This window comes from Micromonospora sp. AP08 (assembly GCF_008085935.1).
GTDB lineage: Bacteria > Actinomycetota > Actinomycetes > Mycobacteriales > Micromonosporaceae > Micromonospora > Micromonospora chersina.
Map to the genome: position 1 here is coordinate 222,991 of NZ_VSEZ01000007.1, position 24,490 is coordinate 247,480.

Annotated in this window: 23 protein-coding genes; 6 read left to right on the forward strand and 17 right to left on the reverse strand. The window is 73.7% G+C overall.

Going from position 1 to position 24,490, the window contains the following annotated elements; all coding sequences use genetic code 11:
- Positions 1-4: 4 nt before the first annotated feature.
- The 4 genes from dapA to FXF50_RS14705 all read right to left on the reverse strand — a co-directional run bounded on the left by dapA (position 5) and on the right by FXF50_RS14705 (position 3,759).
- Complete coding sequence (gene dapA, locus FXF50_RS14690; protein ID WP_148428148.1) at positions 5-931, reverse strand: 4-hydroxy-tetrahydrodipicolinate synthase; 927 nt, start codon at positions 929-931, stop codon at positions 5-7.
- A gap of 52 nt (positions 932-983) precedes the next feature.
- Positions 984-1,721, reverse strand: a complete 738-nt coding sequence (gene thyX / locus FXF50_RS14695) for an FAD-dependent thymidylate synthase (protein WP_148428336.1) — start codon at positions 1,719-1,721, stop codon at positions 984-986.
- A gap of 102 nt (positions 1,722-1,823) precedes the next feature.
- Positions 1,824-2,405, reverse strand: a complete 582-nt coding sequence (locus FXF50_RS14700) for a DUF2752 domain-containing protein (protein ID WP_148428337.1) — start codon at positions 2,403-2,405, stop codon at positions 1,824-1,826.
- A gap of 124 nt (positions 2,406-2,529) precedes the next feature.
- Positions 2,530-3,759: a winged helix-turn-helix domain-containing protein gene (locus FXF50_RS14705; protein WP_148428150.1), complete on the reverse strand. Its 1,230-nt coding sequence runs from the start codon at positions 3,757-3,759 to the stop codon at positions 2,530-2,532.
- A 131-nt stretch (positions 3,760-3,890) separates the two neighbouring features.
- Between FXF50_RS14705 and FXF50_RS14710 the strand changes: the two genes are divergently transcribed.
- Complete coding sequence (locus FXF50_RS14710; protein ID WP_148428152.1) at positions 3,891-4,442, forward strand: GNAT family N-acetyltransferase; 552 nt, start codon at positions 3,891-3,893, stop codon at positions 4,440-4,442.
- Here the strand turns inward: FXF50_RS14710 and FXF50_RS14715 are convergent.
- Complete coding sequence (locus tag FXF50_RS14715; RefSeq protein WP_148428154.1) at positions 4,341-5,651, reverse strand: glycosyltransferase family 87 protein; 1,311 nt, start codon at positions 5,649-5,651, stop codon at positions 4,341-4,343. The two genes, FXF50_RS14710 and FXF50_RS14715, sit on opposite strands and share 102 nt — an antisense overlap.
- 35 nt (positions 5,652-5,686) lie before the next feature.
- Here FXF50_RS14715 and FXF50_RS14720 point away from each other — a divergent pair, with 35 nt between their 5' ends.
- Genes FXF50_RS14720 through FXF50_RS14730 form a run of 3 tightly spaced genes read left to right on the forward strand, consistent with a single transcriptional unit; the run spans position 5,687 to position 7,523 of the window.
- Positions 5,687-6,256, forward strand: a complete 570-nt coding sequence (locus tag FXF50_RS14720; RefSeq protein WP_148428156.1) for a GNAT family N-acetyltransferase — start codon at positions 5,687-5,689, stop codon at positions 6,254-6,256.
- A 36-nt stretch (positions 6,257-6,292) separates the two neighbouring features.
- Entirely contained in the window at positions 6,293-7,327 is a 1,035-nt protein-coding gene (locus FXF50_RS14725; RefSeq protein WP_148428158.1) for a sigma-70 family RNA polymerase sigma factor, read from the forward strand.
- 10 nt (positions 7,328-7,337) lie between these two features.
- On the forward strand, positions 7,338-7,523 hold the full coding sequence (locus FXF50_RS14730) for a hypothetical protein (protein ID WP_148428160.1): 186 nt from the start codon (positions 7,338-7,340) through the stop codon (positions 7,521-7,523).
- Positions 7,524-7,569: 46 nt separating this feature from the next.
- On the opposite strand, the gene FXF50_RS14735 is transcribed toward FXF50_RS14730, so the two are convergent.
- From FXF50_RS14735 to FXF50_RS14750, 4 genes are all read right to left on the reverse strand, one after another.
- Positions 7,570-8,457, reverse strand: coding sequence for a carbohydrate ABC transporter permease (locus FXF50_RS14735; protein ID WP_148428162.1), 888 nt, complete (start codon positions 8,455-8,457; stop codon positions 7,570-7,572).
- 1 nt (position 8,458) lies between these two features.
- Positions 8,459-9,574 carry a carbohydrate ABC transporter permease gene (locus tag FXF50_RS14740; protein WP_148428164.1) on the reverse strand — a complete coding sequence of 372 codons (1,116 nt, stop codon included), beginning with the start codon at positions 9,572-9,574 and terminating at the stop codon, positions 8,459-8,461.
- A 68-nt stretch (positions 9,575-9,642) separates the two neighbouring features.
- Complete coding sequence (locus FXF50_RS14745; protein ID WP_148428166.1) at positions 9,643-10,890, reverse strand: extracellular solute-binding protein; 1,248 nt, start codon at positions 10,888-10,890, stop codon at positions 9,643-9,645.
- Positions 10,891-10,915: 25 nt separating this feature from the next.
- On the reverse strand, positions 10,916-11,905 hold the full coding sequence (locus FXF50_RS14750; protein WP_148428168.1) for a LacI family DNA-binding transcriptional regulator: 990 nt from the start codon (positions 11,903-11,905) through the stop codon (positions 10,916-10,918).
- A 146-nt stretch (positions 11,906-12,051) separates the two neighbouring features.
- Between FXF50_RS14750 and FXF50_RS14755 the strand changes: the two genes are divergently transcribed.
- Positions 12,052-14,151 (forward strand): glycogen debranching N-terminal domain-containing protein, encoded by a 2,100-nt coding sequence (locus FXF50_RS14755; protein ID WP_148428170.1) that lies wholly within the window; start codon positions 12,052-12,054, stop codon positions 14,149-14,151.
- A gap of 136 nt (positions 14,152-14,287) precedes the next feature.
- Here the strand turns inward: FXF50_RS14755 and FXF50_RS14760 are convergent, their stop codons facing one another.
- The 8 genes from FXF50_RS14760 to truB form a co-directional block, all read right to left on the reverse strand.
- Positions 14,288-14,755 carry a GNAT family N-acetyltransferase gene (locus tag FXF50_RS14760; protein WP_148428172.1) on the reverse strand — a complete coding sequence of 156 codons (468 nt, stop codon included), beginning with the start codon at positions 14,753-14,755 and terminating at the stop codon, positions 14,288-14,290.
- Between the two features lie 187 nt (positions 14,756-14,942).
- On the reverse strand, positions 14,943-15,878 hold the full coding sequence (locus FXF50_RS14765) for a helix-turn-helix domain-containing protein (RefSeq protein WP_148428174.1): 936 nt from the start codon (positions 15,876-15,878) through the stop codon (positions 14,943-14,945).
- A 175-nt stretch (positions 15,879-16,053) separates the two neighbouring features.
- Positions 16,054-16,821 (reverse strand): 4-hydroxy-tetrahydrodipicolinate reductase, encoded by a 768-nt coding sequence (gene dapB / locus FXF50_RS14770; protein WP_148428176.1) that lies wholly within the window; start codon positions 16,819-16,821, stop codon positions 16,054-16,056.
- A gap of 59 nt (positions 16,822-16,880) precedes the next feature.
- Positions 16,881-18,230: a pitrilysin family protein gene (locus FXF50_RS14775; protein ID WP_187399675.1), complete on the reverse strand. Its 1,350-nt coding sequence runs from the start codon at positions 18,228-18,230 to the stop codon at positions 16,881-16,883.
- A 145-nt stretch (positions 18,231-18,375) separates the two neighbouring features.
- Positions 18,376-20,751 (reverse strand): polyribonucleotide nucleotidyltransferase, encoded by a 2,376-nt coding sequence (locus FXF50_RS14780; protein ID WP_148428180.1) that lies wholly within the window; start codon positions 20,749-20,751, stop codon positions 18,376-18,378.
- A gap of 220 nt (positions 20,752-20,971) precedes the next feature.
- Positions 20,972-21,241, reverse strand: a complete 270-nt coding sequence (gene rpsO / locus FXF50_RS14785; RefSeq protein WP_043962418.1) for a 30S ribosomal protein S15 — start codon at positions 21,239-21,241, stop codon at positions 20,972-20,974.
- Between the two features lie 183 nt (positions 21,242-21,424).
- Positions 21,425-22,351 carry a bifunctional riboflavin kinase/FAD synthetase gene (locus tag FXF50_RS14790; RefSeq protein ID WP_148428182.1) on the reverse strand — a complete coding sequence of 309 codons (927 nt, stop codon included), beginning with the start codon at positions 22,349-22,351 and terminating at the stop codon, positions 21,425-21,427.
- Between the two features lie 31 nt (positions 22,352-22,382).
- On the reverse strand, positions 22,383-23,267 hold the full coding sequence (gene truB, locus FXF50_RS14795) for a tRNA pseudouridine(55) synthase TruB (protein WP_148428184.1): 885 nt from the start codon (positions 23,265-23,267) through the stop codon (positions 22,383-22,385).
- Between the two features lie 181 nt (positions 23,268-23,448).
- Here truB and FXF50_RS14800 point away from each other — a divergent pair, with 181 nt between their 5' ends.
- Positions 23,449-24,450, forward strand: coding sequence for a hypothetical protein (locus FXF50_RS14800; protein WP_148428186.1), 1,002 nt, complete (start codon positions 23,449-23,451; stop codon positions 24,448-24,450).
- Positions 24,451-24,490: the final 40 nt, after the last annotated feature.

The window sequence follows — 24,490 nt, forward strand, 5'->3', positions numbered from 1 at the left end:
TCGATCATTCGGGTAGGGGCAGGCCCGCCGCGGCGCAGTCGGCGCGCAGCTGGGCCAGTTCGTCGCCGGTGGCGTCCACCAGCGGGGGTCGCACGGGGCCGGCCGGCAGGCCCTTGGCCGCCAGGCCCGCCTTCACCAGGATCACGCCCTGGGTCCGGAAGATGCCGGTGAACAGCGGCAGCAGCCGCCGGTGCAGGGCGAGCGCCGTGGCGGTGTCGCCCGCCTCGTACGCCTCGATCATCTGCTTGGTCTGCACGCCGGTGAAGTGCGTGGAGGTGCCGACCACGCCGACCGCGCCGACCGCGAGGGCGGGCAGGGTCAGCGCGTCCTCGCCGCTGTAGAACGCCAGGTCGCTGCGGGCCAGCACCCAGGAGGTGGCGGTGAGGTCGCCCTTGGCGTCCTTGACCGCGACGATCCGGCCGTGCTCGGCCAGCTTCACCAGGGTGTCGGTGGCGATCGCGGTGCCGGCCCGGTGCGGGATGTCGTACAGCATGATCGGCAGCCCGGTGGCGTCGGCGACCGCGGTGAAGTGGCGCAGCAGCCCGCTCTGCGGCGGCTTGTTGTAGTACGGCGTGACCACCAGCAGGCCGTGCGCGCCGGCCTTCTCCGCCTGCGCGGCCAGCTCGATGGTGTGCCTCGTGTCGTTGGTGCCCACCCCGGCGACGATCCGGGCGCGGTCGCCCACCGCCTCCGCGACGGCGCGGATCAGGGCCTCCTGCTCCGCGTCGGTGGTGGTCGGCGACTCGCCCGTGGTGCCGTTGAGCACCAGCGCGTCGTTGCCCTGCTCGTCGACGAGGTGGCTGGCCAGCCGGACGGCCCCGTCGAGGTCGAGCGACCCGTCGGCGGTGAACGGGGTCACCATGGCCGTGATGAGTCGTCCGAACGGGCGCGAGGCGCCCCGGCTCGTGGCGGCAGGGAGGTCGTGCGTCATGTTCACAACCTAGCGGACGACCACCGGGGCCCCGGCGGCGAAGGGCGACGACTCACTCGGCGTGCGGAGACGCCGCCACCTCGGTGCCGTCCGGCAGCGTGGAGATCACGAAGTCGGCGAAGACGTTCGGGGCGACCCCCTGGAGCTGCCGCAGGCACTCCACGGCCAGCTCGCGGATCTCCACGTCGGCGTGCTCGGTGGCGCGCATCTTGATGAAGTGCCGCCACGCCCGGTAGTTGCCGGTCACCACGATCCGGGTCTCGGTGGCGTTGGGCAGCACCGCGCGGGCCGCCTGCCGGGCCTGCTTGCGGCGCAGCGTCGGGTTGGGCTCGTCGGTGAACCGGGCCTCCAGGCCCTCCAGCAGCTCGGTGTACGCCCGAACCGCCGCCTCGCTCGCCTCGATGAACTTCTTGTGCAGCTCCGGGTCCTCGGCGATCACGGCCGGCTCGACCATGGCCGCGTCCCGCTCCGGGACGTAGCGCTGGGAGAGCTGCGAGTAGGAGAAGTGCCGGTGCCGGATCAGCTCGTGGGTGAAGGACCGGGACACCCCGCTGAAGTAGAAGCTCACCGAGCCGTGCTCCAGCACGGACAGGTGCCCCACGTCCAGGATGTGCGCCAGGTAGCCGGCGTTCGTCGCGGTGGCCGGGTTCGGCTTCTTCCAGCTCTGGTAGCAGGCCCGGCCGGCGAACTCGGCGAGGGCCTGACCGCCCTCCGCGTCGGTCGACCACGGCACGTCGTCCGGGGCCTGGAACTGGGTCCACGCGATCAGCTTGACCTGGGGCTGCACCATCTCCGGCATTCCTGGGACTGTAGTGGCCCCTGGGCTCCCGGCGAAACTCGGACGCGCGGACGTGAACCAGCACACCAGCGGAGGTCAGCCCTCGGTCAGCGGTCAGACGTAGAGCGAGGTGAACGGGGCCCAGGGCAGGTTGCGGGCCACCGAGAAGGCGAGCCAGAGGGCCAGGAAGCCGCCGATCACCTTGGGGCTGATCCGCAGCTCCGGCAGCCGCCAGCCGAACGCCCGGTTCCCCGCCCAGCTCACGAAGAGCCAGGCCAGGAACGGCAGCGAGAAGACGAAGAGGAAGTGGTGGCGGGCGGCGGCCGGGAGGTCGGCGTGCAGCACGTACCAGAGGGCGCGGGTGCCGCCGCAGCCCGGGCAGTCCAGCCCCGTGGTGAGCTTGAGCAGGCAGGTCGGACGGGCGTCCGGGTCGCTGTGGGTGGGGTCGCTGAGCAGCGCGTACGCCATGCCCAGGCCGACGCAGCCGAGCGCCGCGAGGGGCACCGCCCAGCGTGGGGCGCGGGCGTGCAGCCGCAGCACCAGGCGGGTGAACCGGTCCGGCTCGACCGGCGGGTAGGCCACCCCGGCGGGCCAGGCCCCGGCCCCGTGCTCGGGATAGGGCCCGTGGTGGACGTGCGGCCCGGCGACGTGCGGGTGCTCCGCGTGCGGCCCGGCGGCGTGCACGGCGTGCTCCAGGGCGGCGTGTTCCCCGTGCGGTCCGGTGACGGTGGTGGGCGACCCGGCGGGGGCCGGTCCGGGGAGATCGGCGGGCGGGTGCGGGTCGGGCGCGGCGGCCGGCCGGTCAACGCTCGTCACGCGCTCACCGTACACCCGCCACGCCCACCAGGGCGGCGGCCAGCGGGGCGGCCAGGTCGCCGGCGGCGGGCGGGGCGACGGCGTCCAGGCCGAGCCAGCCGGCGAGCCGGTAGAGCTCGGCGGCGAGCGCCACGGCGGTCTCCCCCGGGTCGGCGCCGGGCTCGACCCAGGCGGCCGGCACCAGCAGCACCCCGGCCTTCCGGTCGGCCTTGAGGTCGACCCGGGCGGTGAACCGCTCGCCCTGGAGGAAGGGCAGCACGTAGTAGCCGTGGACCCGCTGCGGCGCGGGCACGTAGATCTCGATGCGGTAGGTGAAGTCGAAGAGCCGCTCCGCGCGGGCCCGCTCCCACACCAGCGGGTCGAACGGGCTGACCAGGGTGTTGCCGCGGACCCAGCGGGGCAGCCGGGCCTGGGCGTGCAGGTAGGCGGGCTGCCGCCAGCCCGACACGGTGACCGGGGTCAGCTCACCGGCCTCGACCAGCTCGGCGATGGCCTGCCGGGCGCCGGCCACCGGCAGCCGGAAGTAGTCGCGCAGCTCCGGCTCGGCGGCCACGCCCAGCGACCGGGCGGCGATGGCCACGAGCGTGCGGTGGGCGTCGGCGTCGCTCGGGGTGGGCGCGTCGAGCACGGCGGCCGGCAGCACCCGTTCGGGCAGGTCGTAGCGGCGCGCGAACGAGGTGGTGCGGTCGGCGGCGGTCACCTCGCCGGCCCAGAAGAGGAACTCCAGCGCCCGCTTGACGGTGGACCAGTTCCACCCCCAGTTGCCGGTCTCGCGCGGCGCGTCGTGCTCGATCTCGGCGGCGGTGAGCGGGCCCCGCGCGGCCACCTCGTCGCGCACCCAGGCGACCAGCTCGGGCTGCTCCTGGGCGATCCGGCGCATCCCGCCCCACGCCTCGTCGTGTGCCTTGGCCATCCGCCAGCGCAGCGCCGGGTGCAGCCCCACCGGCACCAGCGACGCCTCGTGCGCCCAGTATTCGAACAGCTCTCGGGGGCGCCGGTAGGCGGCGGTGTCGAGCAGGGTGGTCGGGTAGGGCCCGAGCCGGCTGTAGAGCGGCAGGTAGTGCGCCCGTTGCAGGACGTTGACCGAGTCCATCTGGATGAGCCCGACCCGGTCGAGCACCCGGCGCAGGTGCCGGCGGGTGGGCACGCCGGTGGGCGCCGGGTCGGCGAAGCCCTGGGCGGCCAGGGCGATCCGGCGGGCCTGCGCGAGGGAGAGCGATTCCGGTGCGACCATCGTCGGGGACCCTAATCCACCGGTCTGACACGACGATTCCAGGTCGCGGCGCGGCGCTAGACGCGCCGAGCTGGAATCGTCGCAGGGTGCGGCGGCTGGACCGATCGCCCGCCGCGGCATAGAACGGACGGGTGCCGACCATCCGCCGCGAGGAACCGGACGACGCCGAGGCGATCGCCCGGGTGCACATCCGCGGCTGGCAGGCCGGGTACGCCGGGATCATGCCGGACGAGGTGCTGAACCGGCTGAACCCGGCCGCCTGGGCGCAGCGCCGCCGGGATCTCGGCACGGCCGACCCGGAGCACCCGTTCACCACGCTGGTCGCCGAGGTCGACGGGGTGGTCGTCGGGTTCACGACCTTCGGGCCGTACCGGAACAACCAGGACCGGGGCGACCTGGACCCGCGGTACGGCGAGGTCCTGGCGCTCTACCTGGACCCGGCGCACTGGGGCGCCGGGCTCGCACGGTCGCTGCACGCGGCGGCCCGGACCGGGCTGGCGGAGCGGGCGTGGACGGAGTACCGGCTCTGGGTGCTCGCCGACAACGCCCGGGCCCGCCGCTTCTACGAGCGGGCCGGGTTGTCACCGGATGGGGAGGAGTCCACCTACGCGGTCCCGCTGCACGGAGGGCGGGACCCCGTCCGGCTCCGCGAGCTGCGCTACACCGCCCGGCTCGACGGCTGAGCCGGCCGGCCCGCCCCGCCCGGCGGGACCGCCGCCGGTCGGCGTGGCCCCGTGGCGGACCGGCAGGGCGAGCAGCAGCGCCAGGCTGATCCAGACGTAGGTGTTGCTGCCCAGGAAGCCGTCCACCCCGGTGAAGTCCTTCTCCCAGGCCCAGACGATCCGGCTGGTCAGGAAGGCGTACCCGACGAGCGCGGCGGCCAACAGCAGGCGGCGCCGCCGGCTGCGGGCGGGCGCCGCCATGCCGTTGTCGACCAGCAGGATCAGCCCGGGCAGCAGCCAGACCAGGTGGTGCACCCAGGTCACCGGGCTGACCAGGCACATGGTGGCGCCGGTCAGCGCCAGGCCGGTGGCCTCGTCGCCGGCGGCCACCGCGGCCCGGGAGCGCCAGCCCCAGACGACCAGGGTGGCGAGGACCAGCGCCAGCCAGGCGACGGTGCTGGGGTGTTCGGGGTCGAGCCGGGCCACCACCCCGCGCAGCGACTGGTTGGAGACGAAGGCCAGCTCGCCCACCCGGTCGGTGTTCCACAGCGCCTCGGTCCAGAACTCCCGGGAGGCGTCCGGGAAGAGCGCGGCGGCCACGAGGGTCGCGGCGGCGGCCCCGCCCATGGCGGTGAACGCGGCCCGCCACCGGCCGGTGACCAGCAGGTAGACGATGAAGATGCCGGGGGTCAGCTTGATCGCGGTGGCCAGGCCGATGCCGACCCCGGCCCAGCGGCTGCGCGCCGGCAGCAACCGGAGCAGGTCCACCGCCACGAGGAAGAGCAGCAGCATGTTGACCTGGCCGAAGTTGACCGTCTCGCGCATCGGCTCGTAGGCGGCGGCCAGGCAGAGCGCCACGGCCAGGACGAACCAGCGGGTCCAGCCGGCGCGCCGGGCGACCGGGTCGAGCAGCCACCAGATGACCACCGCGCTGACCACCACGGTGGCGGCCACGCTCACCGCGATCGCCGCCGTCCAGGGCAGGTACGCCATCGGCAGCATGACGAGCGCGGCGAACGGCGGGTAGGTGAAGCCGTACTGGGTGCCGCCCTTGAGGAAGTCGTAGATCTCCCCGCCGTCGTGCACCCAGAAGGTCAGCGCGCCGTAGTAGACCTTGAGGTCAAAGAAGCCGTGCCGCACGGCCGCCACCGAGAGGAAGGCGGTCACCGCGACGGCGAGCGCCACCACGGCGACGACCTGCGCGATCGTCCGCCTGGCACCCTGCGCCACCGTCGCCCTCCTCGCCCTGCGTAGGCTCACGTGCCATGGCTCTCGGGTACGTCCGCCCCGCGCGTCCGGAGGACGCCGGCGAGATCGCACGCCTCCAGCTCGCCACCTGGCGGGCCGCGTACCGCCGGATCCTGCCCCGGCACGTGCTCGACAACCTGGACGAGGCGTACCTCGCCCGGCGGTGGAGCGCCGCCGTGCAGGAGCCGCCCTCGGGCGCGCACCGCGTGCTGGTCGCCGTCGAACAGGCCGAGCAATCGTATCTGGTGGGGTTCGCCGCTTCCGGTCCGGCCGACGCCGAGGCGCTCGCTCCGGGCGAGCCGGCCGAGGCGCTCGCCGACGGTGTGGCGGCGGTGACCGACCTGCTGGTCGAGCCGCGCTGGGGCCGGCGCGGGCACGGCAGCCGGCTGCTCGCCGCCATGGTCGACCACTGGCGGGAAGACGGCTTCACCCGCGCGGTGGCCTGGGCGTTCGACGCCGACGCGGCGACCCGGAAGTTCCTCACCTCGACCGGCTGGGAGCCGGACGGCGCGGGCCGCGCGCTGGACGTGGACGACATGCTGGTCCCCCAGGTCCGCCTGCACGTCGGCGTCCCCGCCGCTTCCTGAGTAGGCGCTGTCGGGGGTGCGGCATACCGTGGCGGCATGACGACCGCACCGGCGCCAGCGACCAGCAGCGACCTGGAGCCGTTCCGGGTCGAGTTGACGGGCTACGCCTACCGGATGCTCGGCTCGGTGTTCGACGCCGAGGACGCGGTGCAGGAGACCCTGCTGCGGGCCTGGCGCGGCCGGGACGGCTTCGACGGCCGGTCCAGCCTGCGCACCTGGCTGTACCGGATCGCCACCAACGTCTGCCTCGACCTGCTGCGCGGGCGCGGCCGGCGGGCCCTGCCCGTCGACCTCGGCGGCCCGGCCGCGCCGGTGGCCGAGTCGCTCGGCACGCCGGCCGGCGGCTGGGTCGAGCCGGTGCCGGACACGGCGGTGCTGCCGGCCGACCCGGCCGAGCTGGCGGTGGCCCGGGAGTCGGTGCGGCTGGCGTTCGTGGCCGCGCTCCAGCACCTGCCGCCCCGGCAGCGCGCCGTGCTGATCCTGCGGGACGTGCTGCGCTGGCACGCCGACGAGGTCGCCGACCTGCTCGACGCCACGGTGCCGGCGGTCAACAGCGCGCTCCAGCGGGCCCGGGCGACCCTGTCCGGGGTGCGCGCCGAGCAGCGCGTCGGTCCCGATCTCGACCCGGTCGACCGTGACCTGCTCGACCGCTACGTGGACGCCTTCGCCCGCTACGACATCGAGGCCCTGGTCGCGCTGCTGCGCGAGGACGCCGTGCAGAGCATGCCGCCCTATCCCATGTGGCTGCGCGGCGCGGCGGACATCGGCCGCTGGCTGGGCGGGCCGGGCGCCGAGTGCCGTGGCTCCCGGCTGGTGCGGGTGGCCGCGAACGGCGTACCGGCCCTGGCGCAGTACCGGGCCGACCCGGCCGGCGGCCACCTGGCCTTCTCGATCACGGTGCTGGAGTGCGCCGAGGGGCGGATCGCCCGGCTCACCCACTTCCTGGAGCCGCGGCTCTTCCCGCGCTTCGGGCTGCCGACCCGGCTCGATTCCCGACCCGTCGATGAGTTTCCGTCCCCTGCGGCGTCCACCCCTGGTAGGCACGACGGAGGCGGCGCACCGGCGGAGTGAGGAGCGGGTCATGTTCAGGGACACGAAGGCGTTCACCGGGTTCTCGGTGGACGAGCTGGTCTCCCGCGGGGTGCGGTTCGAGCGCTACGAGGGCATGCCGCAGGACGACAAGGGCGTCATGCGGGGCAACGGCCCGTCGATCGCCTGGTTCACCGACCCGGCCGGCAACGTGTTCTCGGTGCTCCAGGAGAGCTGAACCGGGGCCGGCGGTCCCGGCACGGGGCAGGACCGCCGGCCCCCGGTCAGCCCTTGTCGGCGCCCTCGTTCGCCCCGCGGACGAAGTAGCGCTGGAAGATCACGAAGAGCACCGCCACCGGGATGGTGGCGAGCAGCGCGGCGCCCAGCTTGAGCGGATACTGGGTGCCCTTGCCGAGCGACCCGCTGACCAGATCGGCCAGCCCGCGGGGCAGGGTGAACAGGTCCGGGTCCTGCACCGAGACCAGGCTGTGCGGGAACTCGTTCCAGGAGCCCTGGAACGACAGGATGGTCAGCGTGATGAGGGCCGGCCGCGCCATCGGCAGCACCACCGACCAGAACGTGCGGAACACGCCGGCGCCGTCGATCCGGGCCGCCTCCTCCACGCTGACCGGCACCGACTCGAAGAACTGCTTCATGATGAAGACCCCGGCCGCGTCGGCGAGCAGCGGCACCACCAGGCCCGCGTAGCTGTCGTAGAGGCCGAGCTGCTTGAGCACCAGGAACTTCGGGATGAGCAGCACCACGCCGGGCACCGCCATCACCGCGATGATCGCGGCGAACAGCCCGGCCCGGCCCCGGAAGCGCAGCCGCGCCAGCGCGTAGCCGGCGAGCGAGTCGAAGAAGACCCGGCCCAGGGTGACCAGCACGGTGACCAGCAGCGAGTTGCCGAGCCACAGCGGGAAGTTGGTGCCCGCGAAGATCCGCTCGAAGCCGGCCAGGGTCAGCGGGTCGGGGATCGGCGAGAGCGGGTTCGCCGCCGCGTCCGGCTCGGTCTTGAACGAGTTGCCGAGCTGGATGACGAACGGGTAGAGGAAGACCAGCCCGAAGGCGATCAGGACCGCGTACCCCAGGATGCGGTTGACCCGGGCGCGCGGCCCGCGGTCGGCGCGGCGCGTGCCGGGCGCCGCCGGCCGGTCGGTGAGCACGGCCATGTCAGGACCCCTCCGGTACGCGTCGCCGCCACCACCGGGCCCGCCGGGGCTCGTCCCGGTCGGCCATCACCCGGCGTTGGAGCAGGGTCAGCAGGATGATGATCAGGAACAGCACGAACGAGATGGCCGCGCCGGAGCCGTAGTCGAAGTTCTGGAAGGCGGTCCGGTAGGACAGGTACGCCGGGGTGAGCGTGGTCTTGGCCGGGTCGCCCTGGCTCATCACGTACACCTGGTCGAAGACCTGCCAGGAGCCGATCAGGCCGAGGGTGAGCACCAGGAAGGTGGTCGGCTTGATCAGCGGCAGGGTGACGTGCCGGAAGCGCTGCCAGCGGGTCGCCCCGTCCAGGGTGCTGGCCTCGTCGAGGGCCACCGGGACGTTCTGCAACGCGGCCAGGAACATCAGCATGAACGTGCCCGAGGTGGTCCAGATGACCAGGCTGATGATGGAGACCATGGCGACGCTCGGGCCGGCGAGCCAGTCCCACCAGGTCAGGCCGAACGGGCCGCCGGAGGTGAGCGCGCCGGGCGGGGTGTCCACCCCGACGGCGCCGAGCAGCAGGTGCAGCACGCCGCGGGAGTCGGCGAACCACTCCGGCCCGTTGACGCCGAGCAGGCCGAGGAGCTTGTTGACCGCGCCGGAGTTGGCGAACAGGAACAGGAACACCACGCTGATCGCCACGGAGCTGGTGACCGAGGGGAAGTAGAAGGCGCTGCGGAAGAAGCCCTTCCCCTTGAGCATCCGGTTGTTGACCACCAGGGCGAGGCCGAGGGCGAGCGCGGTCTGCACCGGCACCACGATGCCCACGTAGTACATGTTGTTGCGGATGCTGGTCATGAAGTCCCGGCGGTCCAGCCCGTCCTCCGCGAACAGCCGGGTGTAGTTCTTCCCGCCCACGAACGGCACGTCGGCGGTGAACGGGCTGCCCTGGCCGTTCCAGTCGGTGAGGCTGACCCACAGCGCCATGAGGATCGGCAGCAGCAGGAAGAGCCCGAGGATCACGATGACCGGCGCGACGAAGAGCCAGCCGGCGATGTTCTCGTTGCCGCGGACGCCGCCGCGGCGGCGTGGCGGCCGCACCGGCGTGGTCGCCGGGGCCCGCAGCGCTTCGGTTGCCATCTCTCCCCTCCCTCCTTGTCCGTGCGAGCCGGCAGGGAGGGGCCCGGTCCGGGCCCCTCCGCCACCGCTCAGCCGCCGAGCGCCGCCTTGGCGTTCTTGTCGAAGTTGGCCAGGACCGTCTTCGGGTCGCCGGCGGCGAGGCCCTGGAGGCCGGCCTCCAGGTCCCGCAGCACGCTGTCCATCTTCGGGGCGTTCACCGGGCCCTGGGCGTACGAGGCGGCCTCGATGAACGGCTTGTCCGCCGGGAACGCGCCGGTGTACTGGTCGCGGACCGACTGCCGGGACGGCATCACGCCGAACGCCTTGGCGAAGGCGATCTGCTGGTCGCCCGCCGTCATCGCCTCGACGAACTTGATCGCCTGGTCCTTGTACTTCGACTTGGCCGCGATGCCCCAGCACTGGGTGAACGACAGGGTGCCCTGCCCCTTCGGGCCCGCCGGCAGCGGCACGACCTTGTACTTCACGTTCGGGAAGTCGTTCTGGAGGGCGCCCTTGATCCAGTTGCCCTCGATGGTCATCACGGCCTTGCCCTTGCCGAACGCCTCCCCGGACCAGCCGGCGTCGAGCTGCTTCGGGAACTTCGCGTAGCCGTTGGTGAGCAACGACTTCACGTACTGGAGGGCCTGGAGGTTCTCCGGGGTGTCGGCGGTGGGCTGCTTGCCGTCCTTGCTCATGAGCCAGCCGCCGTTCTGCACCATGAAGGCGCCGATCCGGTCGCGGGTGTCGCCGAGGGCGAGCGCCACCATCTTCTTCGCCTTGATCTTCTCGCTGACGGCGGTGAGCTGGTCCCAGGTGGTCGGCACGTCGGCGTCGGTCAGGCCGGCCTTCGCCCACAGGTCGGTGTTGATCTCCAGGGCGAGGGTGGAGAAGTCCTTCGGCGCGCAGTAGAGCTTGCCGTCGTAGGTGAAGGTGGTGCGCAGGCTCTCGTAGAAGTCGTCCTTGTTGCTGATCTTGTCGCCGTACGGCTCCAGCGCGCCGACGCTGGCGTAGTCGGCGAACCGGGCCGCGTCGACGTAGAAGACATCCGGCGGGGTGCCGCCGGCCAGGGCCTGGCCGAGCTGCTGGGTGAGGTCCTGGGCGGGGGTGACCGTGGCCGTGTTGCCGCTGGACGAGGCCCACTTGGCGGCGGCGTCCTGCACCGCCTTGGTCTCGGCGTCGCCGGAGGAGCCGATCAGGATCTGGAGGCTGGCCGGGCCGCTGGACTGCTTGGTGTCCTTCGCGGAGTCGTCGAAGCCGCTGCCGCACGCGGCGGAGCCGAACAGGGCGACGGCGGCGAAGCCGGCCACCGCCGCCCGGGTGAGGGTGCGAGGTGTCATCTGACTCTCCTGGTGGGGGATGTGGTCACGCCGTGTGCCGGAGCACCAGCGCGGGAGTGAGCAGCACATGGGGGTCGGTGGGCTGACCGTCGAGCAGGCCGGTGAGCAGGTCGACGCAGCGGGCGGCGGCAGCGGAGAGCGGCTGGCTGACGCTGCTCAGCCCGACCGCGGCGGCCACCGGGGTGTCGTCGAAGCCGACGACCGCGACCGGCGCTGCGGCGCCGCGCGCCGCCTGGAGCGCGCCGAGGGCGAGCGAGTCGCTGGCGCAGACCACCGCGGTCGGCGGCGCGTCGCGGGCGAGCAGGTCGCGTAGCTCCCGCTCACCCTCGGCGATGCCGTCCTCGGTCTCCCGGCGCAGGCCGGCCACGTCGAGGCCGGCCGCCGTCATCGTGGTACGCCAGCCGGCGCACCGGTCGTCGCCGACGCCGGAGCCGGTCGGCCAGCCGAGGAAGGCGATCCGCCGGTGGCCGGTGTCGAGCAGGTGCCGGGTGACCTGCGCGGTGCCGGCGGCGCCGTCGACGTCGACCCAGGGGTGCCCGTCGAGGGCGTCCCAGGGCCGGCCGAAGGTCACGAACGGCACCTCGCGCTCGGCCAGCCACGCGGTGCGCGGGTCTCCGTGCTTGGTGCCGGTGAGCACGAACGCGTCCAGGTCGTACGCGCCGAGCAGGTCGTCGTAGGTGGTGATCTCCTGGTCGTCGTCGCGGGCCGTGTAGAGCAGGACCCGGTAGCCGGCGGCGTCGGCGGTCTCGGTGAGGCCGTGCAGGAACCGGTCGAGCACCGAGCCGTTGATCCCGTCCCGGGTGGGCTCGATGCGGACCGCGATGAGGCGGGACCGCCCGGTCCGCATCTGCCGGGCGGCCTGGTTGGCGCGGTAGCCGAGTGCGGTGATCGCCTCCTGCACCCGCTGCCGGGTCTCCTCGCGGACGATGTGCGGCGCGTTGAGCACGTTGGAGACCGTCTGCCGGCTCACCTGGGCGCGCCGGGCCACCGTCGCGATGGTCACCTTTTCAGCCACGAAATCCCTCTCGCCGCCTTGAACGATCCAACTCCGATGCGGCAGGATTAGATCGTTCAAAGTTTCTGGAATGTTTCGCACTTTGCACCGGCCGGAGCCATCTGTCAAGACATCCCCGGCCCACCGATCAGCACCGGGAGTTCCCCTTGTCCGAACGCCACCTGCAACCGCTGCTGCACGACCTGGTCGGCGTGGTGCACGCCCCCACCAGCGCGCTGGGCGACGCGGCGGGCCAGATCCGGCCGCACGGCGTCCAGGGCGCCTTCCACGCCGACGCCCGGGTGCTCTCCCGCGCCGAACTGCGCCTCGACGACCGGGAGCCGGAGCCGCTGACCCGGGGGCCGGCCGGCCCGCACGGCGCCCGCTTCGTGGCCCTGGCCCGCTGGCTCGGTGACCCCAGCCCCGACCCGACCGTACGGATCGAGCGCACCCGGCAGGCCGGACCGCACGGCCTCACCGAGGAACTCCTCGTGTCGTCCACCGCCACCGGCCCGGTCCGCACCACGGTCAGCGTCGACCTCGCCTGCGACCTCGCCCCCATCGAGCTGGTCAAGTCCGGTGGAACCGGCACGCCGCTGGAGGCCAAGGTCGGCGAGCCGGGCCGGGTCCAATGGGCCGCCGAGGGGCTCACCGTGACCGTCACCGGCGAGGCGGCCACCGTGGACGCCACCGGCGACCGTGCCACCGCACCCCGGCTGAGCTGGCCCGTCACGCTCGCCCCCGGCGAGTCCGCGACACTGCGCTGGCGCCTCGCCGTCACCGACCCGAAGGCCGTGGTGACCGCCGCCCCACCCGGCCCCGGCTGGTCCGAGCCGGCGGTACGCGCCGACGACCGCCGCCTCGTCCGGCTCCTCGACCGCTCCCTGGCCGACCTGCGCGGGCTGCGGCTGGCCGAGCCCGCCCACCCGGAGGACGTCTTCCTCGGCGCCGGCGTGCCCTGGTTCCTCACCCTCTTCGGCCGCGACAGCCTCTGGGCCGCCCGGATGATGCTGCCGCTCGGCACCGACCTGGCCGCCGGCACGCTGCGGGTGCTGGCCCGCCGGCAGGGCGCCCGGGTCGACCCGGCCACCGGCGAGGCGCCCGGCAAGATCCTGCACGAGCTGCGCCGGCACGAGTTCACCCTGGACGAGGGGCTGCGGCTGCCGCCCGCGTACTACGGCACGGTCGACGCCACCATGCTCTGGATCGGGCTGCTGCACGACGCCTGGCGCTGGGGGCTCGCCGCCGACCAGGTCGAGCCGCTGCTCCCCCACCTGGAGGCGGCGCTCGGCTGGCTCGGCGAGCACGCCGACGCCGACGGTGACGGTTTCGTCGAGTACGTCGACACCACCGGCCACGGCCTCGCCAACCAGGGCTGGAAGGACTCCGGCGACGCCGTGCGCTTCCGGGACGGCCGGCTGGCCGCGCCGCCCATCGTGCTGGCCGAGGTGCAGGGGTACGCGTACCAGGCCGCGGTCAACGGCGCCGACCTGCTCGACGCCTTCGGCCGGCCCGGCGCCGACCGCTGGCGCTCCTACGCCGACCGGCTCGCCACCCGCTTCCGCGGCGCGTTCTGGGTCGACGGCCCGTACGGCCCCCAGCCCGCCCTGGCGCTCGACCGGGACAAGCGCCCGGTCGACTCGCTCACCAGCAACATCGGTCACCTGCTCGGCACCGGGCTGCTCTCCGACGCCGAGTCGGCGCAGGTCGCCGCCCTGCTCTCGACCGAGGCCCTGGCCGGCGGCTTCGGGCTGCGCACCATGTCCACCGACGACGCCGGGTTCAGCCCGCTGTCCTACCACTGCGGGTCGATCTGGGCGCACGACACCGCCATCGTGCTCGGCGGGCTGGCCCGGGCCGGTCACCGCGAGGCCGCGCTACGGCTCGCCGACGGCCTGCTGACGGCCGCCGAGGCGTTCGACTACCGCCTCCCCGAGCTGTACGGCGGCGACGACCGGGCGGCGCTCGGCCGGCCGGTGCCGTACCCGGCGGCGTGCCACCCGCAGGCCTGGTCGGCGGCGTCCGCCGTGCTCCTCCTCCAGGCCGCCCTCGGCATCTACCCCGACGTGCCCGCCGGCCGAGTGGACCTCCGCCCCCTGGCCGGCCCCGAACTGGGCGCCCTGACGGCCGAGGGCCTGCGGATCGCCGACACCCCGGTGAAGGTGACGGTCAACCACACCGGCCATGCCACGGTCAGCGGCCTCCCCGGGTCCCTCACCATCCCGACCCCCCGCCGCCCCACCGACCCCACCCACTCCCCCGCCTGACCTCCCCCACGTCGCTCTCTCCCGCGTCGATCATGAGGTTGGCGGCGGAGTCGATCTCCATGACTGCCGCCAACCTCATGATCAACGGGGCGGGTGGGGGGTGGGCGGGGTCGGCGGGGTGGGCGGGGTGGGTGGGTCAGGGCTGGGTTAGTTCGGCGATCAGTTCGTCGTCTTCCATGGCTCCTGTGGGGTGGAAGCCCAGGGAGTTGTAGAGGGCTGCGGCGGAGGTGTTGTCGGGGTGGTAGCTGAGGCGGATCGGCTTGCCTGCCTCGGCGAGCCAGTCGGTCAGGGTTTTGACCGCGGCGCGGCCGATGCCGCGGTCCTGCTCGGCGGCGTCGATCAGCATGCCGCCGATCCAGCGGGAGCCGTCGTCGTCCACACCCCACATGACGTGGCCGACCACCGTCTCGTCGGCGTAGACGGCGAGTGAGGTCCAGACGTCCGAGCGCATGGTCAGCACCAGGTAGCGGGCGGCCAGCGCCGGCACGAAGGTCCGCTGGTCGTCGCGGGGCGCCACGTCGGCCACCGCCCGCCAGTTGTCGTCGTCCACCGGCCGCAGGGTCACCCGTCGGCCCGCGCGGTCACACTGCCCGGAATCGATCATGGCGGTCAGCCTAGGGCCGGCCCGCCCACCCGGCCATCGCTTTCGCCGCAGCCGAAGCCGGCCGCCGCCGAAGCCGGCCGCCGCCGAAGCCGGCCGCCGTCAGCCCGGCCGTCGTCAGCCCGGCCGTCGTCAGCCCGGCCGTCGTCAACCGGACGCGCCGAAGTCGGTCACCGTCAGCCGGCCGTCGTCACTCGGCCGGGGCGGTCGCGGCGGCGTCGAGGTAGGGGCGGGGATCGCCGGCGCCGAGGTCGGTGATGCCGGCGCTGTGCAGGGCGCCGATGGCCAGGGTGCGACGCACGGCGGCGAAGGTGATCACGTGACCGATGGTCCCGCCCAGCGTGTGGGTGGTCGGGGGCGTGCAGGTGGTGTCGACGAAGGTGTCCGCCAGGGTGCCGGCGGCCAGCGTCCGGGCCACGAAGGCCCGCCAGTCGCGGCCGGCGACCGCGTGCCGGGCGGCCAACCCGGACACCGACCGGTCGCTCTCGTCGGGCCACTCGCCGCCGCGCAGCGCCGAGAGCCAGTGCTCCTCCTGGGTGACCATGGCGTTGATCAGCGAGCGGAGCGTCGGCTGCTCGTCGATGGTCTCCACGGACACGGTGACGGGCCGGTCGAGCACGGTGTCGTCGAGGGTGCCCGCGCGGTCGATGATCGCGGTGAGGGTCTCGACGTGGTGGTCGACCAGGTGCTGGAGAACGTTCATGGGAGTCTCCTGACGTGCCGCCGGCAGCCGCAGGCCACCGGGCGGTTGGAAGTGGACGCCGCTGGGGCAGGGCAGCTCCAGCTCGCGGAAGGTCAGCGGCGGGCGCCGCCGGACCGCGGTCGGCGGCATGCCGTACGACCGCTGGAAGGCGCGGGTGAACGCCTCGTGCGAGCCGTACCCGGCCTCGACGGCGACGTCGAGGACGGTCCGGTCGCTGGTGGTGAGCCGGTGCGCCGCGCGCTCCAGGAGCAGCCGGCGGCGCAGCGCGCCCGGCGGTTCCCCGGTGGCCGCGGCGACCAGCCGGTCGAAGTGGAACCGGGACAGGTGGGCCCGGGCGGCCAGACCGGCGGGGCCGGCCTCCGGATCGTCCAGTGCGACCTGGAGTACGTCGAGGAGGCCGGTGAGTCCGTCCGTCGTGGTCATGTGGACAGCCTGCACCCGCCGACCGCCGGGCCGCTTGATCGCCGTTGCGGACCTGCGCGCGGCCGGCCGCCGACAGCTACGGCCGACGCGGCGGGAAACCGTCGCCCTCACGCGCGGCCGCGGGGGAAGCAGTCGCCCTCACGCACGGCCGCCCGGCACGGCAGCCCTCAAAAGGTCAGTCGAGCAGGGCGTCCAGGCCGACGGTGAGGCCCGGACGGCGGCGCACCTCGCGCACCGCCAGCAGCACGCCGGGCATGAACGAGGCCCGGTCGTACGAGTCGTGCCGGATGGTCAGCGTCTCGCCCGTGGTGCCGAAGAGCACCTCCTGGTGGGCGACCAGGCCGGTGGCGCGGACCGCGTGCACGCGTACTCCGTCGATCTCGGCGCCGCGGGCGCCGGGCACCTCGTCCTTGGTGGCGTCCGGCGTGGGGCCCAGCCCGGCCTCGGCGCGGGCCTGGGCGACGAGCCGGGCCGTGTGGGTGGCGGTGCCGCTGGGCGCGTCCAGCTTGCGCGGGTGGTGCTGCTCGATGATCTCGACGGACTCGAAGTGCCGGGCCGCGCGGGCGGCGAACTGCATCATCAGCACCGCGCCGATCCCGAAGTTGGGGGCGATCACCACGCCGACGCCGGGCCTGCCGGCCAGCCAGGCGCGCACCTGGTCGAGCCGCTGCTCGGTGAAGCCGGTGGTGCCGACCACCGCGTGGATGCCCTGGTCGATGCACCAACGCAGGTTGTCCATGACGACGTCGGGGGTGGTGAAGTCGACGACCACCTCGGCGCCGGCGACGGCGGAGAGGTCGTCGCCCTGGTCGATCGTCGCCACCAGGTCCAGGTCGCCGGCCGAGTCGACGGCCTTGCAGACCTCCATGCCCATCCGGCCGCGGGCGCCCAGCACGCCGACCCGGACCGCCTCGGCCGGGTTCTTCTCCTGCTCGTCAGTCACGGGGCACAACCTATCCCAATCGGGACGGGGCCACCCCGACGGACCGGGAAGCGGGACGGTCAGCGCGCGGCGAAGGCGGACTCGTCGAACGGGCCCACCACGGCGAGGGACATCGGCCGGCCGAGCAGGTCGGCGGCGAGGGCGTTGACGTCGTCCAGGGTCACCGCGTCGACCCGGGCCAGCAGCTCGTCGACCGGCATGAGGTTGCCGTAGAGCAGCTCGCCCTTGGCCAGCCGGCTCATCCGGGAGCCGGTGTCCTCCAGGCCGAGGACGAAGGAGCCCTTGCTCATCCCCTTGCCCCGGGCCAGCTCGGCCTCGGTGATTCCCGTGGCGGCCACCCGGGCCAGCTCGGCCCGGGTCAGGTCCAGCACCTCGTCCACCTTGCCCGGCGCGCAGCCGGCGTAGACGGCGAAGAGGCCGCTGTCGGCGTACTGGCTGGCGTAGGAGTAGACCGAGTAGGCCAGGCCGCGCTGCTCGCGGATCTCCTGGAACAGCCGGCTGGACATGCCGCCGCCGAGCACGTTGTTGAGCACGCCGAGGGCGAAGCGCCGCTCGTCGAGGCGGTCGATGCCGGGGCAGCCGAGGATGACGTGCGCCTGCTCGGTCTCCTTCGGCTCGACCACGGTGGCGGCCGGCCTGGTGCGTACCGCCGGGGTGGCCGACCGGTGCGGGGCCGGCGAGGCCGGGTCGGTGTCCAGCGGAGTGCCGCGCAGCGCCTGGCGGACCAGCTTGACCACGGCGGCGTGGTCGAGGTTGCCGGCGGCGGCGATGACGATCTGCGGCGCGGTGTAGCGGCGGCGGTAGAAGCTCTGGATCTGCCGCCGGGTCATCGGGGTGACGGTCTCCTCGGTGCCGGAGATCAGCCGGCCGAGGGGGTGGTCGCCGTAGACGGCGCGGGCGAAGAGGTCGTGCACCTCGTCGCCGGGCTCGTCGTCGTGCATGGCGATCTCTTCGAGGATGACGCCGCGCTCGGTCTCCACGTCAGGGGCGGCGAGCACCGAGTCGGCGACCAGGTCGCACATGACGTCGATGGCCAACGGCAGGTCCTCGTCGAGGACCCGCGCGTAGTAGCAGGTGTATTCCTTCGTGGTGAAGGCGTTGGTCTCGCCGCCCACCGCCTCGATCTCCGAGGAGATCTCCAGCGCGCCGCGCTTGTTGGTGCCCTTGAAGAGCAGGTGCTCCAGGAAGTGCGCGGCGCCGGCCTGCGGCCCGGTCTCGTCGCGCGAGCCGACCGCCACCCAGATGCCGAACGAGACGCTGCGCATGGCCGGGATCGCCTCGGTGAGCACGCGCAGGCCGCTGGGGAGCACGGTGCGGCGGACGGTGCCGCCCAGCGGGTCGTCGCTGAGCGTGCGGGTGACCGCCCGGGCGGCGCCGCCCGCGGGGCGCGCGATCCCGGACGACGTCACCCCCCGTCGAGCCGCCGGGGAAGACGAACGCCGGGTCCGACTCACGAGGAACCTGCTCTCAGTTCGACGAGGGGTGGGTGGTGCGGGGGGTGACGAACGAAGCCGGCCGGGTGACGCCGTGGGCGTCACCCGGCCGGTCGGTGGATCAGCTGTGCCGGGTCCGGCGCCGCGGACGGCCGTCGCCGCCGCCCTCGCCGCCGCCCTCGCCACGCTCCGGGCCCCGGCCGCCACGCTCGCCGCCGCGCTCGCGGTCGCCGCGGTCCCGCGGGCCACGGTCGCCGCCGCGGTCCCGGCCGGCCGGACGCTCGCCGGCGGCGGCCTCCTCGGCGGCCGGCGCCTCGGCGCCCTCCGGGCGGACCTTGTCCAGGTAGATCTTGCCGCGCTGGTCGATGTCGGCGATCTCGACCTCGACCTTGTCGCCGACGTTGAGGAAGTCCTCGACCTTCTCGACCCGCTTGCCGTCGCCCACCTTGGAGATGTGCAGCAGGCCGTCGCGGCCCGGGAGCAGCGAGATGAAGGCGCCGAACGCGGCGGTCTTCACCACGGTGCCGAGGAACCGGTCGCCGATCTTCGGCAGCGTCGGGTTGGCGATCGCGTTGATCCGCTCGACCGCGGCCTGGGCCGACGGCCCGTTGGTCGCGCCGACGTAGATGGTGCCGTCGTCCTCGATGGAGATCTCGGCGCCGGTCTCGTCCTGGATGGCGTTGATGGTCTGGCCCTTCGGGCCGATCACCATGCCGATCTTGTCGACCGGGATCTTCACGGTGGTGACCCGCGGGGCGTAGTCCGACATCTCGGCCGGCGCCTCGATGGCCCGCTGCATCACGTCGAGGATCGTCTGCCGGGCCTCGTTCGCCTGCTGGAGCGCGGCGGCCAGCACGTCCGACGGGATGCCGTCGAGCTTGGTGTCGAGCTGGAGCGCGGTGACGAAGTCCCGGGTGCCGGCGACCTTGAAGTCCATGTCACCGAACGCGTCCTCGGCGCCGAGGATGTCGGTCAGCGTCACGTACTGGGTCTTGCCGTCGACCTCGTCGGAGATGAGGCCCATGGCGATCCCGGCGACCGGCGCCTTCAGCGGCACACCGGCCGAGAGCAGGCCCAGCGTCGAGGCGCAGACCGAGCCCATCGAGGTGGAGCCGTTGGAGCCGAGGGCCTCGGAGACCTGCCGGATCGCGTACGGGAACTCCTCGCGCGACGGCAGCACCGGGATGAGCGCCCGCTCGGCCAGCGCGCCGTGGCCGATCTCGCGCCGCTTCGGCGAGCCGACCCGGCCGGTCTCACCGGTCGAGTACGGCGGGAAGTTGTAGTTGTGCATGTAGCGCTTGCGGTTCTCGGGGGACAGCGTGTCCACCATCTGCTCCATGCGCAGCATGTTCAGCGTGGTGACGCCCAGGATCTGGGTCTCGCCCCGCTCGAACAGCGCCGAGCCGTGCACCCGCGGCAGCACGCCGACCTCGGCGGTCAGCGGGCGGATGTCGCGCGGGCCCCGGCCGTCGATGCGGACCTGCTCGCGCAGCACCCGGTTGCGCACCTCGGACTTGGTCAGCGACCGGAAGGCGGCGGAGAGCTCCTTCTCGCGGCCCTCGAAGCGACCGCCGAGCTCCTCGGCGACCTTGGCCTTGACCCGGTCCAGGGCCTCCTCGCGGTCGGCCTTGCCGGCGATCTTGAGAGCCTCGGCCACCTCGGCGCGGGCCACGTCGGCCACCGCCTCGTACACGTCGTCCTGGTAGTCCAGGAAGACCGGGAACTCGGCGACGGGCTTGGCGGCCACCTCGGCCAGCTCGCTCTGCGCGCGGCACAGCTCGCGGATCGCGGGCTTGGCGGCCTCCAGGCCGCTGGCCACGATCTCCTCGGTCGGGGCGGTGGCGCCGTCGGCGATCAGGCCCACGGCGTGCGGCGTCGCCTCGGCCTCGACCATCATGATCGCGACGTCGCCGTCGGGCAGCGCCCGGCCGGCCACGACCATGTCGAAGGTGGCGCGGGCCAGCTCCTCCAGGGTCGGGAAGGCGACCCACTGGCCGTCGACGTGCGCGACCCGGGTCGCACCGATCGGGCCGGAGAACGGCAGGCCGGAGAGCTTGGTGGACATGGAGGCGGCGTTGATGGCCACCACGTCGTACGGGTGCTGCGGGTCGAGGGCCAGCACGGTCTCGACGACCTGAACCTCGTTGCGCAGGCCCTTGACGAACGACGGGCGCAGCGGCCGGTCGATCAGCCGGCAGGTGAGGATGGCGTCCTCGCTGGGCCGGCCCTCGCGGCGGAAGAACGAGCCGGGGATGCGGCCCGCGGCGTACATCCGCTCCTCGACGTCGACGGTCAGCGGGAAGAAGTCGAACTGCTCCCGGGGCTGCTTGCCGGCGGTGGTGGCGGAGAGGACGACCGTCTCGCCGAGCTGGGCGATGACGGAGCCGGCGGCCTGGCGGGCCAGTCGGCCGGTGGAGAAGGTGATCTCGCGGGTGCCGAACGACCCGTTGTCGATCACGGCGGTGCGGGATTCGGTGCCGAGGTTGGTCTCGGTCATGTGCTGTGGTGCTCCTTCGCGTCGTCGGCCCACGACACGGGGAACTGCTCAGGCGGCCGGTCTTCGATCGAAGCGCCCGGGTGGCCGGCATCATGCCGGGATTCCCGGGGGCCACTACCGGAGACCGGTGCTGACCGGCTCCCTCTCGGGTTGTCGCGCGGCCGGGTTCTTCGGTGGTACCGGAACGGGGGAGCGGCCGAGTGGCCACTCCCCCGTCACGTCATCGGCGCAGGCCGAGTCGCTCGATGAGCGACCGGTAGCGGTTGATGTCCTTCTTCTGGACGTAGTTGAGCAGCCGGCGGCGACGGCCGACCAGCAGCAGCAGCCCGCGGCGGCTGTGGTGGTCGTGCTTGTGCACCTTCAGGTGCTCGGTGAGCTCGGCGATCCGCTTGGTGAGGACCGCGACCTGCACCTCCGGCGAACCGGTGTCGCCCTCGGCGGTCGCGTACTCCGCGCGGATCTTGGCCTTGGCTTCCTGGTCGAGCGCCATGTTCTCCCTGTTTCGTGGAACGTTCGATGAGGTCCGTCGGATCGGTCGGAGTGACCGGGAAACGGACCGGTTCCTCGCACCCGCGGCGTCGTGCAGGCACGCGAGGCCCCACGTCGGTCAGCCGACGTCCCCCCAAGACTACCAGCCCGGCGGGGAAGCGCCCGGTGAAGGGCCGCGAAGCGCTCAGCAGACCGCCCGGCGGGTCCGCTCGACGTCCTCGGCGATCTGGGCCACCAACGGCTCGATCGCGTCGTACGTCCGTTGTTCCCGCAGGTGCGCCACGAAGTCCAGGGCCAGCCGCTCGCCGTACAGGTCGCCGGTGAAGTCCAGCGCGTACGCCTCCACCCGGCGCTCGCGGCCGGAGAAGGTCGGGTTGGTGCCGATCGAGACCGCCGCCGCCAGGGGCTCCCCACCGCGGCGCACCAGCCGGGCCGCGTACACCCCGTCGGCGGGGACCGCCGCGTACCGGTGGGTCAGCAGGTTCGCGGTCGGATAGCCCAGCTCACGCCCGCGCTGGTCGCCGCGGACCACCACACCCTCGACCCGGTGCGGGCGGCCCAGCGCGGCGGCCGCCGCGGCCACGTCGCCCGCGTCGACGCAGGAGCGGATGTACGTGGAGGAGAAGACCGTGCCCGCCTCCGCGACCAGCGGGGCGCCCTCCACGCCGAAGCCGAAGGTGCGGCCCAGCCGCTCCAGCAGCGCCACGTCTCCGGCCGCCCGGTGCCCGAACCGGAAGTTGGCGCCGACCACCACGAGCGCGGCGTGCAGGTGCTCGACCAGGATGTCGTGCACGAACGCCTCGGCCGGCAGCCGGGAGAACTCCGGGGTGAACGGCACCACGCAGAGCACGTCGACGCCGAGCGCCTCGATCAGCTCCGCCTTGCGGGCCGGCTCGGTGAGCACAGCCGGGTGCGAGCCGGGGCGCACCACCTCGGCCGGGTGCGGGTCGAACGTCACCACCACGGACTTGACGCCCAGCTCCCGGGCACGCGCCACGGCGTGGCCGATGGTGGCCTGGTGGCCCTTGTGCACCCCGTCGAAGACGCCGATGGTGACCACCGAACGCCCCCAGCCGCCGGGCGCCGCCTCGTACCCCCGCCACCGCTGCATGCCGCTCCTCCCCTGTCCGCCCACGCGCCGTTCAGGCGGGGGCCAGCACGATCTCCGCGCGGGCCCGGCCGTCCCGCTCGCTGACGATAGCGATCAGCCCGCCGTCCGGGCCGAAGACCGCGTACGGCCCGGCGATGCCGGCCGGGTCCAGCGGCCCGCCGTGGGAGAGCACCTTGGCCTCCTCGGGCGTGGCCTCCCGGCGCGGGAAGAACCGGCCGGCGGCCGCGTCCAGCGGCAGGTTCACCACGTCGGGCGCGCGCTGCTCCAGCGCGTCGAGGGTGGCCGCCTCGGCCAGGGTGAACCCGCCGACCGCGGTGCGGCGCAGCGCGGTGAGGTGGCCGCCGACCCCGAGCGCCAGGCCCGCGTCCCGGGCGATGGCCCGGATGTACGTCCCCGACGAGCAGGTCACGTCCACGTCCACGTCCACCACGTCCGGGGTGTCGCGGCGGACCGCCAGCACGTCCAGCCGGGAGATGGTGACCCGCCGGGCGGGCAGCTCGACGCTCTCGCCCTCGCGCACCCGCTTGTATGCCCGCTGCCCGTCGATCTTGATGGCGCTGACCGCGCTGGGCACCTGGTCGATCTCGCCGGTGAGCGCGGCGAGCGCGGCGCGGATGGCCTCGTCGGTGACCGCGCCGGCCGGGGTGCTGGCGATCACGTCGCCCTCGGCGTCGTCGGTGACCGTCGCCTGGCCGAGCCGGATCGTCGCGGTGTAGCTCTTGCCGGCGCCGATCACGTAGGTGAGCAGCCGGGTGGCCCGGCCCACCCCGATCACCAGCACGCCGGTGGCCATCGGGTCCAGCGTGCCGCCGTGCCCCACCCGTCGGGTCCGGGCCAGCCGCCGGATCCGGGCCACCACGTCGTGCGACGTCATGCCGCCGGGCTTGTCGACCACGATCAGACCGTCTGTGCTCACGACCGCAAAGCCTGCCAGACGGCCGTGATCGGCCCTGCGGGGGATACCGCCCTGATCGAGCCGGATGTCAAGATCATGCGTCCTGCCGGGAAGCACGACGGGCAGCGACGACCTCACCCCCGAGCCACCGCGGCTCGACCCCGGCGCCCGGCCGACCCGCCCCAAGACCTGGGAAACCGAGATGACCGAGCACGCACCCGCCCCCCGACCCGGCCGTCCCGACCAGCCGTACCCGCCCGACGACGGGCTGGGGACCGTCCCCGACTGGCTCCGCCAGCCGGCCACGGCCGTCGAGCCGGACCGCTCCGACCGGTGGCGCGTCCGGCTGGCCGACCACTCGGGCAAGCTGCTCGGCGGCGTCGCGGCCCTGCTGGCGCTCGTCTTCTTCGGGCTGGTCGCCACGGGCGGCTACCTGGGCGTCCGGCGCTGGGCGGAAGGGCCGGCGGCGTACCCCACGATCAGCCAGCCGATCGGCGAGCAGGCCGTGACGTCGGCGTCGCCACCCCCGGCGGCCGGCGCCTTCGACGGCACGCCGGCCGCCGACTTCCCGGAGGGGGCGGCGGGGATCGCCCTGCCCGCCGCGAAACGGACCGGGCCGTTCACGGAGAAGCAGGTGGCCGCCGCGTTGGCCAAGGTCCGCAAGGCGCTGGTGACCGCCCGGCTGGACCGGACGTTCATCACCTCGAAGGATCCGGACCGGCTGCTGCGGCAGTTCGCGCCGGACGCCCGAGCCGACCTGCGCAAGGACTTCACCTCCGCCGTCTTCGCCACCTACGCCACCCGGCTGGCGCCCGGAGCACGGATCACCGCGGACCCGCCGCGGGTGAAGGGGCGGATCAGCTACCAGGCCACGAAGGACGCCGAGGGCATCCGCATCCTGGAGATCACCAGCAACTTCGTCTGGGCGTACGCCTTCCACACCACCGGCGGGCTGCCCGGCGACGGGGTGGTCGTGGTGCACGACACGGTCGTCTGGAGTGTGCCGCACCCCGGCGACGTGCGGAGCGGCTCCAACGGGCTCTGGATCGAGAAGGCCGACTCGTACAGCTCCAACATCGACTGCGCGGCCTACGACAAGGGCCTGCTGGACCTGGGCAGCCCCACCTACGGCGGACCGGGGGACCCGGACCCGGAGGCCGTCTTCGACCCCGACCGCACCCTCGACATCCCGGACACCTGCTGAGCCCACCCCCGCAGCACGGGGTCGCGACGTCGGCCCCGTT

Coding starts and splice junctions, on each gene's coding strand:
- dapA (WP_148428148.1), bottom strand. CDS start 931: ATGACGCACGACCTCCCTGCCGCCACGAGCCGGGGCGCCTCGCGCCCG.
- thyX (WP_148428336.1), bottom strand. CDS start 1,721: ATGGTGCAGCCCCAGGTCAAGCTGATCGCGTGGACCCAGTTCCAGGCC.
- FXF50_RS14705 (WP_148428150.1), bottom strand. CDS start 3,759: ATGGTCGCACCGGAATCGCTCTCCCTCGCGCAGGCCCGCCGGATCGCC.
- FXF50_RS14720 (WP_148428156.1), top strand. CDS start 5,687: ATGGCTCTCGGGTACGTCCGCCCCGCGCGTCCGGAGGACGCCGGCGAG.
- FXF50_RS14725 (WP_148428158.1), top strand. CDS start 6,293: ATGACGACCGCACCGGCGCCAGCGACCAGCAGCGACCTGGAGCCGTTC.
- FXF50_RS14730 (WP_148428160.1), top strand. CDS start 7,338: ATGTTCAGGGACACGAAGGCGTTCACCGGGTTCTCGGTGGACGAGCTG.
- FXF50_RS14735 (WP_148428162.1), bottom strand. CDS start 8,457: ATGGCCGTGCTCACCGACCGGCCGGCGGCGCCCGGCACGCGCCGCGCC.
- FXF50_RS14740 (WP_148428164.1), bottom strand. CDS start 9,574: ATGGCAACCGAAGCGCTGCGGGCCCCGGCGACCACGCCGGTGCGGCCG.
- FXF50_RS14745 (WP_148428166.1), bottom strand. CDS start 10,890: ATGACACCTCGCACCCTCACCCGGGCGGCGGTGGCCGGCTTCGCCGCC.
- FXF50_RS14760 (WP_148428172.1), bottom strand. CDS start 14,755: ATGATCGATTCCGGGCAGTGTGACCGCGCGGGCCGACGGGTGACCCTG.
- FXF50_RS14765 (WP_148428174.1), bottom strand. CDS start 15,878: ATGACCACGACGGACGGACTCACCGGCCTCCTCGACGTACTCCAGGTC.
- FXF50_RS14780 (WP_148428180.1), bottom strand. CDS start 20,751: ATGACCGAGACCAACCTCGGCACCGAATCCCGCACCGCCGTGATCGAC.
- rpsO (WP_043962418.1), bottom strand. CDS start 21,241: ATGGCGCTCGACCAGGAAGCCAAGGCCAAGATCCGCGCGGAGTACGCG.
- FXF50_RS14790 (WP_148428182.1), bottom strand. CDS start 22,351: ATGCAGCGGTGGCGGGGGTACGAGGCGGCGCCCGGCGGCTGGGGGCGT.
- FXF50_RS14800 (WP_148428186.1), top strand. CDS start 23,449: ATGACCGAGCACGCACCCGCCCCCCGACCCGGCCGTCCCGACCAGCCG.